Here is a 16,542-nt window from a genome sequence, read left to right on the forward strand (position 1 = left end):
GCGCTTTCCCGCGCTCATGTGCGCGACCCGGTTCGTACCCACGGGTATATCCCGAACAGTATTCAGGAACATCAAATGGCTATTGTTGAAGTCAAGGTCCCGCAGTTTTCGGAGTCGGTGTCGGAAGGCACGATGCTGCAGTGGAAGAAGAAGCCGGGCGAAGCGATCGCTCAGGACGAAGTTGTCATCGAGATCGAAACCGACAAGGTCGTGCTCGAAGTGCCCGCACCCGCAGCCGGCGTGCTGGCTGAAGTCCTGGTCGGCGATGGCGCAACCGTCACGAGCGACCAGGTCATCGCGAAGATCGATACGGAAGGCAAGGCTGGCGCCGCGGCAGCGCCCGCAGCCGCTGCTGCCCCGGCAGCCGCGCCCGCCGCAGCTCCGGCCGCTGCCGTTGCCGCATCGACGTCGAGCAGCAGCATCGCATCGCCCGCAGCGACCAAGCTGATGGCGGAAAAGGGTCTGGCAGGCGGCGACGTCGCCGGCACGGGCCGCGATGGCCGCATCACCAAGCAGGACGTGCTGGGCGCAGGCGCGCCGAAGGCCGCTGCGGCAGCGGCGCCCGCCGCCCGCACGGCGGCTGCGAAGCCGTCGCTGCCGCAAGTCAACGCGCCGGCGTCGGCTGGCAACTGGCTCAACGACCGTCCGGAACAGCGTGTGCCGATGTCGCGTCTGCGTGCGCGTATCGCCGAGCGTCTGCTTGAGTCGCAGCAAACCAACGCCATCCTCACGACGTTCAACGAAGTGAACATGGCGCCGGTCATGGATCTGCGCAACAAGTACAAGGACAGGTTCGAGAAGGAACATGGCGTGAAGCTCGGCTTCATGTCGTTCTTCGTGAAGGCCGCGGTTCACGCCCTCAAAAAGTTCCCGCTCGTCAACGCGTCGATCGACGGCAACGACATCGTCTACCACGGCTACTTCGACATCGGCATCGCGGTCGGTTCGCCGCGCGGTCTGGTGGTGCCCATCCTGCGCAACGCAGACCAGATGAGCCTCGCCGACATCGAGAAGAAGATCGCCGAATTCGGCCAGAAGGCCAAGGACGGCAAGCTGTCGATCGAAGAAATGACGGGCGGTACGTTCTCGATCTCGAACGGCGGCGTGTTCGGCTCGATGCTCTCGACCCCGATCATCAACCCGCCGCAGTCGGCCATCCTGGGGGTGCACGCGACCAAGGAACGCGCCGTGGTGGAGAACGGCCAGATCGTCATCCGTCCGATGAACTACCTCGCGATGTCGTACGACCACCGCATCATCGACGGCCGCGAAGCTGTCCTGTCGCTGGTCGCGATGAAGGATGCGCTGGAAGATCCGGCTCGCCTGCTGCTCGATCTGTAAAACGCGTTGTAGCGCGAGTCCGGATTCAGGTCCGGCTCGCGCATCCAGTCTCACACTGGGCGCTGCGCGCGGAACTCCGCAAGCCGGAGTCCGCGCGCAGCGCTCACGTATCGAAAGGATGACCATGTCCAAAGAATTTGACGTCGTCGTGATCGGCGCCGGTCCCGGCGGCTATATCGCGGCAATCCGCGCGGCTCAGCTCGGCAAGTCGGTTGCCTGTATCGAGAAGTGGAAGAACCCGGCTGGCACGCTCAAGCTCGGCGGCACCTGCCTGAACGTCGGCTGCATCCCGTCGAAGGCGCTGCTCGCTTCGTCGGAAGAGTTCGAAAACGCACAACACCATCTGATCGACCACGGCATTAGCGTGGGCGACGTGAGCATTGACGTTTCGAAGATGCTCGGCCGCAAGGAAGCCATCGTCGAGAAGATGACGAAGGGCATCGAATTCCTGTTCCGCAAGAACAAGATCACGTGGCTCAAGGGCCACGGCAAGTTCACCGGCAAGAACGACGCCGGCGTGCAGATCGAAGTTTCGGGCGAAGGCGAAACCGAAACCGTGACGGCGAAGAACGTCATCATCGCCACGGGTTCGAAGGCGCGTCACCTGCCGGGCATGCCGGTCGACAACAAGATCATCGCCGACAACGAAGGCGCGCTCTCGTTCGACTCCGTGCCGAAGAAGCTGGCCGTGATTGGCGCAGGCGTGATCGGTCTGGAACTGGGTTCGGTGTGGCGCCGTCTGGGCGCGGAAGTCACCGTGCTCGAAGCGCTGCCGGAATTCCTCGGCGCGGCTGACCAGGCGCTCTCGAAGGAAGCCGCCAAGCTCTTCAAGAAGCAGGGCCTGGACATTCACGTCGGCGTGAAGGTTGGCGAAGTCAAGGCAACCGACACGAACGTCACGATCAACTACACGGACAAGGACGGCAACGCGCAAGTGCTCGAAGCCGACCGCCTGATCGTGTCGGTGGGCCGCGTGCCGAACACCGATAACCTCGGTCTCGAAGCAATCGGCCTGAAGACCAACGAGCGCGGCTTCATCGACATCGACGACCACTGCGCGACGGCGGTGCCGAACGTGTACGCGATCGGCGACGTGGTGCGTGGCCCGATGCTCGCGCACAAGGCCGAAGACGAAGGCGTGCTGGTGGCCGAAATCATCGACGGCCAGAAGCCGCACATCGACTACAACTGCATTCCGTGGGTGATCTACACCGAACCGGAAATCGCATGGGTCGGCAAGACGGAACAGCAGCTCAAGGCCGAAGGCCGCGAGATCAAGACGGGCCAGTTCCCGTTCATGGCAAACGGCCGCGCGCTGGGCATCAACAAGGCCGATGGCTTTGTGAAGATGATCGCCGACGCGAAGACCGACGAGCTGCTCGGCGTGCACATCATCTCGGCAAACGCATCGGACCTGATCGCGGAAGCCGTGGTGGCGATGGAATTCAAGGCTGCCGCCGAAGACCTCGGCCGCATCTGCCATCCGCACCCGTCGCTGTCCGAAGTCATGCGCGAAGCGGCGCTCGCCGTCGACAAGCGCGCGCTCAATATGTAATGCAACAGGGCAGGGCGGCGGTGCCGTGAAGGCCGCGCCCGGCCCGCAATACCTTGCGGTAATTTGCATCGCGTACAGAGGCGGACGGGTTAGAACCCGCTCCGCCTTTACTCATTTGTGGCCCACGAAATGAACGTCACCGAATACTACGAATCAGAACTGCAGAAACGGGGGTATCAACCGGATGCGGCGCAACGCGTCGCCATCGATCGACTGCAGCGGTGCTACGACGAGTGGGTCGAGTACAAATCGCGTCGCTCGAACGCGTTCTGGAAGCTCATCAATCGCCCAGATCTGCCGCGCGGCGTGTACATGTGGGGCGGCGTGGGGCGCGGCAAGAGCTTCCTGATGGACAGCTTCTACGCGGTCGTGCCGGTGCAGCGCAAGACGCGTCTGCATTTCCACGAATTCATGCGCGAAGTCCATCGCGAACTCGAAGAACTCAAAGGCCAGGCCGATCCGCTCGATGAACTCGCGCGTCGCATCGCCAAACGCTATCGCCTGATCTGCTTCGACGAATTCCACGTCTCCGATATCGCGGACGCGATGATTCTCTATCGCCTGCTCGATCGTCTCTTTGCCAACGGCGTGCAATTCGTGATGACCTCGAACTACGATCCGGATCTGCTTTATCCCGATGGCCTGCATCGTGACCGCATGTTGCCGGCGATCGAGCTGATCAAGGAAAAGTTGGATGTCCTGAACGTCGATGCGGGTGTGGACTATCGTCAGCGCACGCTTGCGCAGGTTGAGGTCTATCACACGCCACTCGGTGCGGCCGCCGACAAGGCGCTGCGTCACTCGTTCGCCGAGCTCGCCGCGGTGCCCGACGAAAGCCCGATCCTGCGCATCGAGAAGCGCGAACTGAAGGCGCTGCGCAAGGCGGACGGCGTGGTGTGGTTCGATTTCGCCACGCTATGCGGCGGCCCGCGCTCGCAGAACGACTATCTCGAACTGGCGAGTCGCTTCCATGCCGTGATTCTGTCAGACGTGCCGCAGATGACGCCGCGCATGGCGTCCGAGGCGCGCCGCTTCACCTGGCTCATCGACGTGTTCTACGACCACAAGGTCAAGCTGCTGATGTCGGCAGCGGTGCCGCCCGAGGACCTGTATCCCGAAGGGCCGATGGCCAACGAATTCACGCGCACGGTCTCGCGCATCGTCGAAATGCAATCGAAGGAATATCTGGAAACGCCGCGGCGCGTGGTGGATACGGCGCTGACCTGAAGGGGGAGACCGGGACGCGGCATTGAACGGCAGCCGGATTGTTTTTCAAGATTCGGACTCGTCTGATATGGGCGGCCGGGTCAAGTCGATATCTTTTGTCAGGACCGGTTCTGACAAAGGAGTAGACCATGACCCCCCATCGCGATATTACCGAGGAAGAATGGCAGCGCGTCATGCCGCTGCTGCCCGAACTGCGCCCGCGCTCGGAAATGCGCGGCCGGCCGCTCGCCAATACCCGTTCGGTGCTCAACGGCGTCCTGTGGGTCATGTATAGCGGCGCCACCTGGTCTGCCATGCCGCGCCGCTATCCCTCTTATCAGACCTGCCATCGCCGTTTCAAGGCGTGGCACGACGACGGCGTGCTCAAGCATGTGATGGGCGAGCTGTTTGGCGAAGAAGGCGTCGCGTTGTGCGACACCATCGAGACACGCATGCGCAAGCATCTGAGCCGCGCGGAGAAAGCCGCTGCACGCGTTCAGGAGGGCCTCCAGGCCGCGCCGCGCAATTCGCCGTTCAGTCCCGCTGTTGCGCAAGGTGTGCCGCCGTCGCTGGGCTATCGGTCGGTGTATCGGCATACGGCGTAACGCTGTTTAACGCTGGCGCTGCGCCCTGAATGAAACGAGGCCGCCTTTTGACAAGGCGGCCTCGTTATTCAGGCGCGGTTTATATCGTTGTGCGAATGATTATTGCTGGCGCACCCAGGTTTGCGAGCGGCCCAGCAGCGAGATGCCCATATAACCGCGCACGACCAGTTTCTGGCCGCCATCCTCGGTGTGCATCTTGCAGCGATAGATCTTGCCGTTTTCCGGGTCGAGGATATTGCCGCCATCCCAGTCGTCGCCGGTCTTCTTCATGCCGTCGATGATGGTCATGCCCAGAATCAGTTGGTCCTTGCGCGCGTCGGTGCAGGCCGTGCAGCGGCGATCGGGCTGATCGTTCGCGCCCAGACCCTTGATGACCTTGCCGGAGAGCGCACCGCTGCCGTCGTCGCTGATCTGCACGAGCGCCTTGGGCTGGCCCGTGTGATCGTCGATGGTCTGCCATACGCCAACAGGCGAATTCGTTTGCGCCTGGGCGGCTGCCACTGCGCCGAGCAGTGCGCCTGCGAGCGCGACCTGCCGCGCCGCGCGTGCGGCGAACGAGGTGGAACGATTGAGTGCTTTCATGGTGTCTTCCTCCACTGATGTTTATCTATGTGTGATGAACCGCTTCGCGTCGGGCCGACAACTGCGCGCGACGGTGAGGGCAGGATACGCGAAAGCGCAGCGTGCGTTTGCGAGGAGAAACTCTAGTCGGCAGGCACAGCCAGGCATCGCATGGCGCGTGCCTGCCAGCACATCGGGATCGATCAATTCAACTGATACGAGAACGTCGCGTTAAAGCGTGGACTGCGCGAGGCGCTCTCGACCGGCGCATCGGCCAGCGCCTTCGCCACCGAGAGATCCACGCTGTAATAGCGCCCGTCGCTCAAACGGAAGCCAATCGAAGCCGACGACAGCCGCGAAGGCGAGGGCGTGCCCGCATGCAGATAGACGCGCGCCATGTCGAACGACACATAAGGCGTGAGCGTCTGCAGCCACACCTTGCCGATCTTGAGCGGCCGGTTCAATTCGAGCGAATACGCCCAGCCCGAATCGCCCGACGCCTCGCCCGGCTCGTAGCCCGCCGCAAACCGCTGCGCACCGAACGAAATCTGTTCGGAGGTCGGCAGCGATACCGGACTATATTGCCCGATCACGGCCACGGCGGTGCCGAAACCCATCGGCCAGTCGTTGGTCTGCGAGAACGAGGCGTTGGTGCGCACGAAGTTCAGCGACGCCGGATTTTGCAGCGTGAGGCCTGGAATATTCGTATCCGCCGATTTCGACGCGCCGAGCACATTGAACGCCTTCGCCACCGCGATGCTCGCCTTGCGCACCTGACCGGTTTGCACATCGGTGTAATCGGCCTGCAACTGGACGACGCGCACCTGCGATTTCAATCCGTACTGCAGACCATTGAGGGTGTTGTGGTAGCGATCCTCATCATGCGTCGCATAGGCGCTCACGGTGCCCACCACGCTGCGCGTATTGCTCAACAGCAGCGGGTAGGAGAGCGCGCCCGTGATCTTGTCGCTGATGACGGTGCGCTCCACGGAACCGGGCAGGCCCGGATTGTCGGTTGGATTGCCGCGATAGTGCGAGGCGTCGACCTTCGCGATCAGACCGTCGCTTGCGATCGGCACGGCGGCGTGCGCGGCGAGATACGTGACATTGTCGCGACCCTTGGGCAGCAGCGCGGAGACGCTCAGCTGTTCGCCGAACGGCGTGAGGCCGTTTTCCGTGAGCGTGAGCAGCCCTTGCACGCCGGGGTGATTGAAATCGATCCCGGTACTGATGTCGTAGGGCTTTTGCGTGGCGTCCAGTTCGAGCGTGGTCGCGCCGTCCGTGTTGGTCGGCGGCGCCACGTTTGCCTTTACCTTCAGGCCGGGCAGCAAGCCAAGCACGTTGATATAGCGCTGGAACGTCGCGGTGCGCAGCGGCCGGTCTTCGACGATATGCGCCGCGATCGAGCGCATCTTGTCTTCAAGCTTGCCCGGCTTGCCGGTGACCTTCACGTCCTTCACATAGCCTTCGACGACGGTGATGCGCACCACGCCGCCCGCGAAGTCCTGGGCAGGCACGAATGCGAAGGAGAGCGCATAGCCGCGCTCCTGATAGAGCTTCGTCACCTCGTTGGCCGTTTCGATCAATTGGCCAATCGTGATGTCGTGATTCGCGAGCGGCGCGAACTTCTTCACCACCTCGTCGAACGGAATCGATTTCACGCCCTCGACCTTGAAGGTGGCCGGCGTGATATGCGTAGCGAGTAACTGCTGCAGTTGCGGCGTCTGCTGCTCCACCTGCACCGTTACGTTTGGCGCCTTCTGCGGCGCGTTGATCTGAGGCAGTGCGTCGAGCGGGTTCCCTGCTGCTGGATTGCCGCCCGACGCCGGCCTGTTTTGCTGTGCTACTGCCACCCCCGTCAAGCCGATGCCCGCCCACACTCCCACCACGGCGAGCACGGCCCATTCTGCGACTGCGCCTTTCATCGGACTACCCTCGGACTTGTCGGACAGCGCGCAACGGTTCCCTGAAACCTCCGCTGCGCGCCGCCTCTTTGTGTCGCCTTTGCGGCGATCTGTGGCTCCCTGATTGCCTGTGTTTATTATTTTTGCGTACTACGTACTACCTGTCCCTGTGATACCCGGGCCAGTCGCGGCGCGGCGTCCCTCTCAGGACCCCGTGCCACGCAGCGCCCATGTTGCCCGATGATTGTTGCGCGCGCTACGGCAGCTTATGAAGCAAGCCGCTCAGTAGTCCCCCCGATGTACTCGTGTTGCCAGAACTGCTTGAAGAAGTCGTGCTGCCCGTGGTCGTGCCGAGTGCGCCGGTCAGCGTGCTGACGAGCGTGGTCACCGGTTGCAGCAGCGCCCCCGCGCCGCTCGCCGTCGTTGAGCCCGTCGTGCCCGAGGTGCTGCTCGATGCGGAGCCCGCCGCCGTGCTCGCGCTCGACACCACGCCCGAGAGCAGGCCGCCTACGACAGGCACGCTTGTCAGGCCGCTCGTGATGGCGCTGGTGCCGCCCGTCGTCCCGGTCAGGCTCGTGAGCGTGCCGAGCGGCGAACCGCCGAGACCGAGGCTCGCGATCACCGAGTTGAGCGGGCCGAGCACGCCGTTAGCCGCTGATCCCGTCGGCGGGCCATTGGCGACCAGCGCCGTGCTGCCGCCCGCGAGGCTCGTGATCAGGCCGGGAATCGGTGCAGCGCCGTTCGGGCCGTTCGGATTCACCAGACCGCCTGCGTTGGTGACGGTGTTGCCCAGCGCGCTGACCAGCGTGCCGACGTCCGCGCCCACCGGCGAGAGCGGGCCGAGGGCGCCGCTCGATGTGGTGCCCGTCGTCGACGAAACCTTCGCGCCCGCCGTTTGCAGCGCGCCGCCCACTTGCGCGAGCAGGCCCGAGACCGGCGTGGCCAGCCCCGTCGACGTTCCCACTTGCTGCGTGATGAGGCCGGTGGTGGTGACGATCGGCGTGATCGCCGTGCTCAGCGGCTGCGTGATCTGCTGTACCGGCGCCGACGACAGCGCATTGCCGAGCATCTGCCCGGTGGCGTTGACGGTGTTGGCGGTCGTATTGAGCGCGGAAGCGAGTGGCGTGGTGACCGGCGCCAGCGGCGCGAGCGGGCCGCTGCCCAGACCGTTGACGGTGGTGGCGACGCCCTGGACCACGCCGCTGGTGGCGCTCACGACATTGCCGAGACCGGCGACGGTGGTGCCGACCGGATTGGCCGTCGAGCCGGTCTGGCCGAGGCCGTTGGAGACCGCATCGGCGAGTGCGCCCGCAACCGTCCCCGTGCTCGACACCGTCTGGCCGAGCCCCGAGGTGACTTGCGAGCTGATACCGCCGGGCAGGGTGGTCGAGCCGATTGCGCTGCCCAGATCGCCCGTGGTCTTGCCGACCGAGGTGACGACGCCCGAGGTGCCCGTCGAGCCGCTGGTGCCGCCGCCCGAAGTCGAGCCGCCCGAGGTCGAACCGCTGGTGCCGGTGCCGCCGCTGGTGGAGCCGGTGGTGGTGGTGCCGGTGCCGCCGTCCGAACCGGTCGACGCCGAAGGCGGGGTGTAGCTGCTGCCGCCGCAGGCGGCGACGCTGCAGGCGACGGCCGCGGCGAGCGCGCTCAGGCGCAGGGTGCGCACGAGTGCGGCGGCGTGAGTTTCATGTTGGATTGCGCTTTGGATCGCGCTTTGTATCGTATTGAAACGGCTGGACATGACGCTGGCTCCTGATCGAATTTGGGGACGCTTATCTGTCTGGTTGCGTGTATTGGGTCGATTACCGGGATTACTTCCTGGCGCCGAGCAGGCCGCCTACGAGCGAAGTGAGGCCGGCGAGCGGGCCAGTCGTGCCGCTGCCCGAGGTGCCGCCCGTCAAGGAGGAAAGCGAAAGCGCCGGCGTCGAGCTCGTGCTGCTCGACGAACTGGACGTGCTGCTGGTCTTGGCGCCGGCTGCGACGCCCGCGCCCGCGACGATCGAGCCGCCTGCCGTGCCGACGCTGTTGACCGTGGTGGTCACGGCGCCGACGACGCCGCTGACCAGACCCGTGACCGGCGCGAGTGCGCCCGTGCTGCCGCCCGTAGCCGAAGTCAGGGCGGTGGTGACGGTGGTCAGCGCGCCCGTGACCGGAGCGAGCGGGTTGCTGCCGCCCGAGGTCGCGACCACGCCGATCCCTGCGCCGACGCCGATGGCCGCGCCGCTGCTGCCGGACGAACTGCCGCCCGAGCCGCCCGTGAGGCCGCCCGCAAGCGTGCCCAGCAGACCCGTGACCGGGTTGGAGCCGCTGCCGCCGCTGCTGCCCGTGAGCAGATTGCCGGCGGTGGCGACGGTCTTGCCCGTATCGGCGACGAGGTTGCCCACGCCCGTCGTCACGGGGTTCGAACCGCCCGACTGCGCGACGAGCGCGCCGCCCTTCTGCAGGCCGCCGCCGAGCGTTTGCAGCAGCCCCGCGACCGGTGCGCCAAGGCCCGTTGCCGTGCCGACCGTCTGCGTCGTATTGGCGACCACCGAGGTGATCGGCGTGATTGCCGAGCTGAGCGTTTGCGTAACCTGTTGCACCGGACCGGTCGAGAGCGCGGTCGTGAGCGTGCCGCCGGCGTTCGTCACGGCGGAACCCAGCGTGCTGACGGCCGTGCCCAGCGGCGTGGTGACGGCCGCGAGCGGGGCGAGCGGGCCGCTGCCCAGGCTCGTGACGAGCGCCCCCGTGCTGGTGACCGCCTTGCCTGCGTCGGCAACCACGCCGCCCGTGCTGGAGAGCGTGGTGCCGACCGGATTGCTGGTCGAACCGAGCTGGCCGAGGCCGTTTGCCAGACCGCTGCCGAGCGTCGACACCGCATTGCCGACGTTTTGCACGATGCCGCCCGCGGCTTGCGTCGTCGACGAGCTCACGCCCGGAATCGATTGCGAGGCAATCGTGCTGCCGAGACCCGACACCGTCGAACCCGCATCGCTCACGACGCTGCCGGCGGTATGCACGACCTGGCCGACGGCGTTGGCGGCGGTGGTCGAACCCGTGCCATTACCGCTGCCATTGCCATTGCCATTGCCATTGCCATTACCGCTGCCATTGCCATTGCCGCCGCTGCCGTTGTCGCTGGAGGACGAGCCGTTGCCACCGCCGTTCGTGCTGCCGTTTCCGTTGCCGCTGCCGGTACCGTTACCGTTGTCTGCGGTGCTGGTGCCCGAGCCGCTACCGTTGCCGCTACCGCTACCGTTGTCACTGGTGGTCGTGCTGCCGCTGGAGCTGCTCGTGCCGCTGCCGCTCGAACCGCTGCCGTCGCTGCCCGCGCCGCCGCTCGTGCCGCCACTGGTTTGCAGTGCGCCGCCGCCGCCGGTGCCGCTGCTCAGCGATCCCGATCCGCCGCAGGCGGTGAGGGAAAGCAGGGTGGCGATCGTTGCTGCGATAGCGGTGAGGCGTGCTGCCTGTGCGATGTTGTGGTTGTTCATGGTGTGCCCTCGGTCTCGTATGGTGTGTGTGTTGTCTATGTGTTGTGTGCTCGGTTTGTCAGACCTGCGCCACCTACACTGCAACAGCTGTGCCAATTCGAAATCGCGCTCGAAAAACAACAGCATTTGCGCGTCGAGGTTTTCGTCTAATCAAGGCGTGACAAGCCTTTGCCGGATCGTTTCGTCAAACGAATAAGACGAGTTAATCCGCGCGGTAATAGCGTGACGTGCGTTACGTCACGTAACGTGGCGCGTGCGGTGTTACGCGGCGCGGGGGTAACGATGCGAACACCTATGCGGATTGGGAAATGGCGGGGCGAATTACACACCCGGCGAATCGCGCTCAAGCGCGCGGCATAGCCTGCTCAAAGGCTTTTATGCGCGAAAACGTTTGGCGTAAAAATGCTTTGCGACTCCTGAATAGTTGTGTAATGGTTTATCCGGAGGCGGTGATAAAACGCCTATGCCGATAATGACGTTACGACCTGTCCGTTGCGTAACGAACGATTGCGTAACGTTTCGGGTTACGCTATAAAAAACGCACTGGGCACAAAACAACACATAACAGAGCTGCACGTTGGCAAGTCCGATGGGAATGCTTACGATTCGGCCGTCGTTGTTGGCGGACTGTCATGAGTCCGTGGACCGGATGTATCGACGCAATTCAAATAGCATACGCAGGCGTCGATGCAGATCAGCGTGAGAGCGCTATAAAGAGAGAGAGGGCCGAAAAATGAACAAGCTGGTGAAGCATTTCATGAAGTCGGAAGACGGGGTAACCGCACTGGAGTATGGGCTCATCGCGGGGCTCATCGCAGTGGTCATCGCAGTGAGCGTGGGTGGTCTGGGCACCAAGCTGAATCAGGTGTTCACCTACATCACGTCGCAGATCTCGGTGTCGTAACGCCAGATCTCGCTGATGACGCGTGGCGTGATCGCCTTGGACGGTCTCGCCGATTCATTCAGTTAAACGTAGCGGTTCCGCTCCACGTGCGCCGTCATTCAGGCACGCGCGGCGTGGCTGCACGTCCATACGCGATGACCTCATTGATCTTCAGCCTCACGTTTGCCGCGTGGGCATTGGCCGTCGCTGTCTGCGACTGTCGCTCGCGGCGCGTGCCTAACACGCTTGTCGGTGCAGGTTTGTGCGCCGCGCTCGCGGCATCGCTCGTGAACGCGAGTCCCGCGCATCATGGCGTTCTCCCGGCACTCGCCGCAGCGGCGGCGGGGCTGGCCGCGCTTATGCCGTTCTTCGTGCTCGGCATGATGGGTGCGGGCGATGTGAAAGTCTTCGCGGTGCTCGGCGCCTGGTGCGGAATGCAGCCGCTGCTCGATCTCTGGATCGTCGCGAGTATCGCTGCGCTGGTTCATGTGGTCGTGAGGATGCTCGTAATGCGCTCGCGCTCGCATGCATTATCAGGACGCCGAATCAGTAACGTAACGTCGGGTGGCTGGCGCGGCACGCCGTACGCCGCATGCCTTACTTTGCCCGCGCTCGTGTGGCTCGCGTTCCAGTGCGTGCCTGGAGGTCTGCAATGAAAACGCGTGCCTTCAAACCGCGACTGCGCAAGCGAAATGGCGCTCGGCGTAACGGCAATCTTAACCGGCAGCGTGGGGTGGCCGCGATCGAGTTCGCGCTTGCGTTCCCGCTTTTCTTCGCGATCCTCTACGGCATCGTGATGTACAGCATGATCTTCCTCGTGCAGCACAGTCTGACTGCGGCGGCTGCCGAAGGCGCGCGCGCGGCGCTCGTCTATCAGAACGCGGCGAATACCAGCGCGGCGCTCACGAGCCGGGCGAACGCCGCCTGCACGCGCGCGCTCGCGGTCGTGAACTGGCTCACGCAAGCGCCCCAGTGCACGCAGACCGTCAGTACCGCGCCCGCCGGCTGCTCAAGCAACACCGCGATGGACTGCGTGCAGATCACGCTGTCCTATCCGTGGAGTTCGAAACCGCTGGTGCCACCGCTGCCGCTGATGGGTTTGATATCGCCGACTTCACTTGTCGGCCAGGCCACCGTGCAGATCGATCCGGTGAACATCCTGTGAAAACCGCTCCCTGCATCGTCGCCTGTCTATTGAATCATTCGTCACGTTCGTCGCGCGGCGCACACCTTGTACGCATCCGGAATCATCGTTGATGGCCAATCTGACCAAAATTGCCGCAGGACTCCTGATTGCCGCCGCGCTCGTGCTCGGACTGTTCGCGATCATGCTCGCGCGCCGTGCTCCGGCCCCGCAACCCGTTGTGCAGCCCGCCACCACCACGCAGGCGCTCACGCCAGTCGTGGTGGCCACGCGCACGCTGCCTGCAGGCCAGCCGATTCCCGCTGATGCGCTGCGCGTGCAGCCGCTGCCGATTCATCCGGTCGGCTCGGTCAACGACAGCGCGCTGGTCGCGGGCCGCGTGCCGCTCACCGATATCGCCCCCGATACGCCGGTGCTCGATCAACAGCTTTCTTCGAGTCTCGCCGCCAGTCTCGCGGCCGGCGAGCGCGCCGTCGCGGTGCGCGTGGACGAGACCAACGCCGTCGGCAACCAGTTGCACGCGGGCAACTACGTCGACGTGTTCTTCACGCTGCGCCGCGACAGCAATGGCGCGGGCTCGGGGGAAGTGGGGCGCACCCAGGCGCGCCTGTTGATTTCGAAGGCGCGGGTGCTGGTGTTTGGTTCCCAGCAGGACGACAACCCGGCAGGCGCACAGCGCACCAGCAACTTCGGCACGCAGAACGCCGTGCCGCGCACGGCGGTGATCGCCGTGCCGGTGACCCAGGTCGATCAGCTTTCGCTTGCGCAAAGCCAGGGACAACTGATCCTCGCGCTGCGCAATCCGACCGACGACGATCAGGTCGATCCGGATGCATTCGGTCCGCAGCCCGGCGTGCTCAAGGTGGTCTCGAAGGCGACGCCGCAAGGCACGACGCGGGCAGCCGCGGGTGTTGCGCTCGACCAGCTCGCCGGCGGCAGCGCGCCGAAGACGGTCGTGCAGGCCGCGCCGCATCAGGTGAGCGCGCCCGCGCGCGGCGCACTGGAAGTGATACGGGGTGGGCGAGCCGAAACGGTCGCCTGGTAAGTAAAAAAGAGCGCCGCGCACGACGCGGCCGCACACGAGAGAAGCAGGAACACGATGACGATAACGATAACGAGGAAACTCGCCGTGGCCGTTGCCGCGTCCGCTTGCGCCAGCGGTCTCGCGCTCGCCACTTTGGCCGCCTGGGCTGCGCCGCCCGCGCGCGCCGGTGCTGGTGTTGCGCTGGAACCGCTGCCGTCGAGCTTCGATATCGCGGTGGGCGAGCAGCGCACGCTGCCGGTGAATGGGGCGTTGACGCGCGTCGCCGTGGGCGACCCGTCGGTGGCCGACGTGCTGGTGATACGCGGCGACCGTCGAGGCGGTCTGCTGCTCGTCGGCAAAGGGGCGGGCACAACCAACGTGATGGTGTGGGAGAACGGTGTGCAGCGGACTTTCACGGTCAACGTGACGACCAATGCGGCGCGCGCGCTGCTCGGTCCTGGCACGCCTGACGTAAAGGTGCTGGGCGGCACCGCCATCATCACCGGCAGCGCCGCGAACATGGAGCAGCACCAGCGCGCCGTGGCGGCAGCACAGGGTTCGGTGGCCGCAAGCGGCAACGGCGGCAAGGGCGGCAAAGGCGGCGGCAAGGACGGCCAGGATGGCGGCGACGCAGGCGGCGGTGACGGCACGGTGCTCGACAACTCGACCATCGCCACGCGCTCGGTCGTCCAGGTGGACGTGCGGGTGGTGGAGTTCAGCCGCACCGTGCTCAAGGAGATCGGTTTCAACTTCTTCCGCCAGAACAACGGCTTCTCGTTCGGGTCGTTTACGCCGACGTCGCTGACCTCGAGCACCGTGGGTTCCTCGTCGACGACGGTGCAGAGCACCTTGCCGATCTCCTCGGCGTTCAACCTCGTGTTTTCGTCGGCGACGCATGGTCTGTTCGCCGACCTGAGCCTGATGGAAACGAACAACCTCGCGCGCGTGCTGGCGGAACCGACGCTCGTGGCGCTGTCCGGGCAGAGCGCGAGCTTTCTCGCGGGCGGCGAAATTCCGGTGCCGGTGCCGCAGGCGCTCGGCGCCACGGCGATCGAATACAAGTCGTACGGGATCGGCCTGTCGCTGACGCCGACGGTGCTTTCGCCGCAGCGCATCGCGCTGAAGATCGCGCCCGAGGCGAGCCAGCTCGACTTCTCCAATGCCGTGACGATCAGCGGCGTCTCGGTGCCCGCGATCACGACGCGGCGTACTGAAACGACCGTCGAACTCGGCGATGGCGAAAGTTTTGTGATCGGCGGCCTGATCGATCGCGAGACGGCGTCGAATGTGAACAAGGTGCCGCTGCTGGGCGATCTTCCCGTGATCGGCGCCTTCTTCAAGCAGTTGAACTACCAGCAGAACGAAAAAGAACTGGTGATCGTGGTCACGCCGCATCTGGTGTCGCCGCTCGCGAAGGACGCGAAGCTGCCGACGACGCCGGGGGAGCTGGCCGAGCAGCGCAACGCGCCGGTGTGGCGTTCGCTGCTGGGCGGCGCGGCGGCGCGCGAACCGGTGCCGGGTTTTTCGCCCTGATTTACGCCTTGAGATAGCGCCGTGCAACGGCGGGCGCGCAGGCGTACGCCGTTGCACCGGGATGCATGGAGCCTGTGATGAATGCGAGAGCGCACTTGATGACTCAAACCACCGTGGCGGATTCGTTTGTCTTCGCTTCGGCGAACGACGCGCACGCGCGCTGGCTGGCGCAAACGCTCTTTCCGGCGGGCAAGGTGGAGTCCGTCGCACTCGACCCCGCGTTGGTCTCCCAGCGTATTTCGCAGCATATGCCGTCGCTGCTGCTGGTCGATTTTTCGCAGGGGCGCGGCGCCGCTGCAAGCGCCGTGGCCGCGGCCGCGCACGCTGCATTTCCCGGGCTTCAGGTGGTCGCGCTCGGCACGCTCGCGGAACCGGAGAGCGCGCTGTCCGCGTTGCGCGCCGGCGTGCGGGATTTCGTCGATGTAGCGGGCGACGGTGAGGATGCCTTGCGAATCGTCCGCCAGGTGCTTGAGAACCGCGTGGAGCCTGTGAGTCGGCATGGCCGGCTGACGGTCCTGCTCGGCGCGCGCGCCGGCATGGGGGTGACGACGCTGGCCGCGAGTCTTGGCGCCTTGCTCGCGCGCAAGGGCGCACCGACCAACCGCCACGCCGCCTTGCTCGATCTCGGCCTGCCGGCTGGCGACGGCGCACTGCTGCTCAACGCCGGCAACGGTTTCAATTTCGTCGATGCCGTGCGCAATCTGAACCGCTTCGACCAGACCTTTGTGCACACGGCGCTCGCGCGTCACGAAAGCGGTCTGGCGCTCACCACGCTGCCTGCCGATCTCAGCGCCTTCCGCGAAGTGTCTTTCCAGTCTGCGGTGGCGCTGCTCACGCGTCTGCGCGCGTTTTTCGACCAGCAACTCGTCGATCTGGGCGGCTTCAGCAATACCGAATTCGTTTCCGAAGTCGCGCATGCCGCCGATCAGGTCTGGCTCGTATGCGACCAGAGCGTGGCGTCGATCGTCGCGGCCTCGCGTCAGCTCGAAATGCTACGCGAGGCCGGCGTGGAGAACGATCATCTGCGCCTCGTGCTCAACCAGTACGAAGCGGAGATCGACCTGAGCGCGGCGCAGATCGCCGAGCGTCTGGGCATCGATCTCGCGGGCGCGTTGCCCGCGCGTCGCGTGGCGCTGTGCCAGGCCGCCAATCGCGGCCAATTGCTTGCGGATAGCTCACCACGCGACCCGTACGTGCGTGCGCTCGAAGCGCTCGCGGCGCAACTGGACGGCGTGCGCTCGCGCCCGCCCAACAAGCTGGACGCGCTGCGGCGTCCTTTGCGCGGTCTTTTCCCTCACTCATCGAAGCGTTCGTAGACC

At 65.0% G+C, this 16,542-nt stretch carries 14 protein-coding genes; 10 read left to right on the top strand and 4 right to left on the bottom strand.

Going from position 1 to position 16,542, the window contains the following annotated elements:
- Window positions 1-75 precede the first annotated feature (75 nt).
- The 4 genes from odhB (at window position 76) to F4827_RS21735 (ending at window position 4,707) form a co-directional block, all read left to right on the top strand.
- Window positions 76-1,341: a 2-oxoglutarate dehydrogenase complex dihydrolipoyllysine-residue succinyltransferase gene (gene odhB, locus F4827_RS21720; protein WP_183726944.1), complete on the top strand. Its 1,266-nt coding sequence runs from the start codon at window positions 76-78 to the stop codon at window positions 1,339-1,341.
- Between the two features lie 124 nt (window positions 1,342-1,465).
- A complete protein-coding gene (gene lpdA / locus F4827_RS21725) occupies window positions 1,466-2,896 on the top strand; it encodes a dihydrolipoyl dehydrogenase (RefSeq protein WP_183726946.1) in 1,431 nt (476 codons plus the stop codon).
- A gap of 129 nt (window positions 2,897-3,025) precedes the next feature.
- The gene (gene zapE / locus F4827_RS21730; protein ID WP_183726948.1) at window positions 3,026-4,123 is read left to right on the top strand and encodes a cell division protein ZapE; all 1,098 of its coding nucleotides are present in this window, start codon (window positions 3,026-3,028) and stop codon (window positions 4,121-4,123) included.
- 128 nt (window positions 4,124-4,251) lie between these two features.
- A complete protein-coding gene (locus F4827_RS21735; protein WP_183726950.1) occupies window positions 4,252-4,707 on the top strand; it encodes a transposase in 456 nt (151 codons plus the stop codon).
- A 99-nt stretch (window positions 4,708-4,806) separates the two neighbouring features.
- Here F4827_RS21735 and F4827_RS21740 read toward each other — a convergent pair whose 3' ends face one another.
- From F4827_RS21740 to F4827_RS21755, 4 genes are all read right to left on the bottom strand, one after another.
- Entirely contained in the window at window positions 4,807-5,289 is a 483-nt protein-coding gene (locus F4827_RS21740; protein WP_183726952.1) for a DUF2147 domain-containing protein, read from the bottom strand.
- A gap of 182 nt (window positions 5,290-5,471) precedes the next feature.
- Window positions 5,472-7,193, bottom strand: a complete 1,722-nt coding sequence (locus tag F4827_RS21745) for a ShlB/FhaC/HecB family hemolysin secretion/activation protein (protein ID WP_183726954.1) — start codon at window positions 7,191-7,193, stop codon at window positions 5,472-5,474.
- A 235-nt stretch (window positions 7,194-7,428) separates the two neighbouring features.
- Window positions 7,429-8,910: a collagen-like triple helix repeat-containing protein gene (locus F4827_RS21750; protein WP_183726956.1), complete on the bottom strand. Its 1,482-nt coding sequence runs from the start codon at window positions 8,908-8,910 to the stop codon at window positions 7,429-7,431.
- Window positions 8,911-8,980: 70 nt separating this feature from the next.
- Window positions 8,981-10,639, bottom strand: coding sequence for a collagen-like triple helix repeat-containing protein (locus F4827_RS21755; protein ID WP_183726958.1), 1,659 nt, complete (start codon window positions 10,637-10,639; stop codon window positions 8,981-8,983).
- A 733-nt stretch (window positions 10,640-11,372) separates the two neighbouring features.
- Between F4827_RS21755 and F4827_RS21760 the strand changes: the two genes are divergently transcribed.
- From F4827_RS21760 to F4827_RS21785, 6 genes are all read left to right on the top strand, one after another.
- The gene (locus F4827_RS21760; RefSeq protein ID WP_183726960.1) at window positions 11,373-11,543 is read left to right on the top strand and encodes a Flp family type IVb pilin; all 171 of its coding nucleotides are present in this window, start codon (window positions 11,373-11,375) and stop codon (window positions 11,541-11,543) included.
- A gap of 113 nt (window positions 11,544-11,656) precedes the next feature.
- Window positions 11,657-12,178: a prepilin peptidase gene (locus tag F4827_RS21765; protein ID WP_311674088.1), complete on the top strand. Its 522-nt coding sequence runs from the start codon at window positions 11,657-11,659 to the stop codon at window positions 12,176-12,178.
- Complete coding sequence (locus F4827_RS21770) at window positions 12,175-12,687, top strand: TadE/TadG family type IV pilus assembly protein (protein ID WP_183726963.1); 513 nt, start codon at window positions 12,175-12,177, stop codon at window positions 12,685-12,687. The genes F4827_RS21765 and F4827_RS21770 overlap by 4 nt, the downstream gene beginning before the upstream one ends.
- Before the next feature lie 91 nt (window positions 12,688-12,778).
- Window positions 12,779-13,711: a Flp pilus assembly protein CpaB gene (gene cpaB, locus F4827_RS21775; RefSeq protein ID WP_183726965.1), complete on the top strand. Its 933-nt coding sequence runs from the start codon at window positions 12,779-12,781 to the stop codon at window positions 13,709-13,711.
- Between the two features lie 54 nt (window positions 13,712-13,765).
- The gene (locus F4827_RS21780) at window positions 13,766-15,223 is read left to right on the top strand and encodes a type II and III secretion system protein family protein (RefSeq protein ID WP_183726967.1); all 1,458 of its coding nucleotides are present in this window, start codon (window positions 13,766-13,768) and stop codon (window positions 15,221-15,223) included.
- A 77-nt stretch (window positions 15,224-15,300) separates the two neighbouring features.
- Window positions 15,301-16,539 carry a fimbrial protein gene (locus tag F4827_RS21785; protein ID WP_183726969.1) on the top strand — a complete coding sequence of 413 codons (1,239 nt, stop codon included), beginning with the start codon at window positions 15,301-15,303 and terminating at the stop codon, window positions 16,537-16,539.
- Window positions 16,540-16,542: the final 3 nt, after the last annotated feature.

This window comes from Paraburkholderia bannensis (assembly GCF_014200455.1).
In the GTDB taxonomy this organism is placed as follows: Bacteria; Pseudomonadota; Gammaproteobacteria; order Burkholderiales; family Burkholderiaceae; genus Paraburkholderia; species Paraburkholderia bannensis_A.

Excerpts from the sequence above, each read along its gene's own strand:
- odhB (WP_183726944.1), top strand. The coding sequence starts at position 76 with ATGGCTATTGTTGAAGTCAAGGTCCCGCAGTTTTCGGAGTCGGTGTCG.
- lpdA (WP_183726946.1), top strand. The coding sequence starts at position 1,466 with ATGTCCAAAGAATTTGACGTCGTCGTGATCGGCGCCGGTCCCGGCGGC.
- zapE (WP_183726948.1), top strand. The coding sequence starts at position 3,026 with ATGAACGTCACCGAATACTACGAATCAGAACTGCAGAAACGGGGGTAT.
- F4827_RS21735 (WP_183726950.1), top strand. The coding sequence starts at position 4,252 with ATGACCCCCCATCGCGATATTACCGAGGAAGAATGGCAGCGCGTCATG.
- F4827_RS21740 (WP_183726952.1), bottom strand. The coding sequence starts at position 5,289 with ATGAAAGCACTCAATCGTTCCACCTCGTTCGCCGCACGCGCGGCGCGG.
- F4827_RS21745 (WP_183726954.1), bottom strand. The coding sequence starts at position 7,193 with ATGAAAGGCGCAGTCGCAGAATGGGCCGTGCTCGCCGTGGTGGGAGTG.
- F4827_RS21750 (WP_183726956.1), bottom strand. The coding sequence starts at position 8,910 with ATGTCCAGCCGTTTCAATACGATACAAAGCGCGATCCAAAGCGCAATC.
- F4827_RS21755 (WP_183726958.1), bottom strand. The coding sequence starts at position 10,639 with ATGAACAACCACAACATCGCACAGGCAGCACGCCTCACCGCTATCGCA.
- F4827_RS21760 (WP_183726960.1), top strand. The coding sequence starts at position 11,373 with ATGAACAAGCTGGTGAAGCATTTCATGAAGTCGGAAGACGGGGTAACC.
- F4827_RS21770 (WP_183726963.1), top strand. The coding sequence starts at position 12,175 with ATGAAAACGCGTGCCTTCAAACCGCGACTGCGCAAGCGAAATGGCGCT.
- cpaB (WP_183726965.1), top strand. The coding sequence starts at position 12,779 with ATGGCCAATCTGACCAAAATTGCCGCAGGACTCCTGATTGCCGCCGCG.
- F4827_RS21780 (WP_183726967.1), top strand. The coding sequence starts at position 13,766 with ATGACGATAACGATAACGAGGAAACTCGCCGTGGCCGTTGCCGCGTCC.
- F4827_RS21785 (WP_183726969.1), top strand. The coding sequence starts at position 15,301 with ATGAATGCGAGAGCGCACTTGATGACTCAAACCACCGTGGCGGATTCG.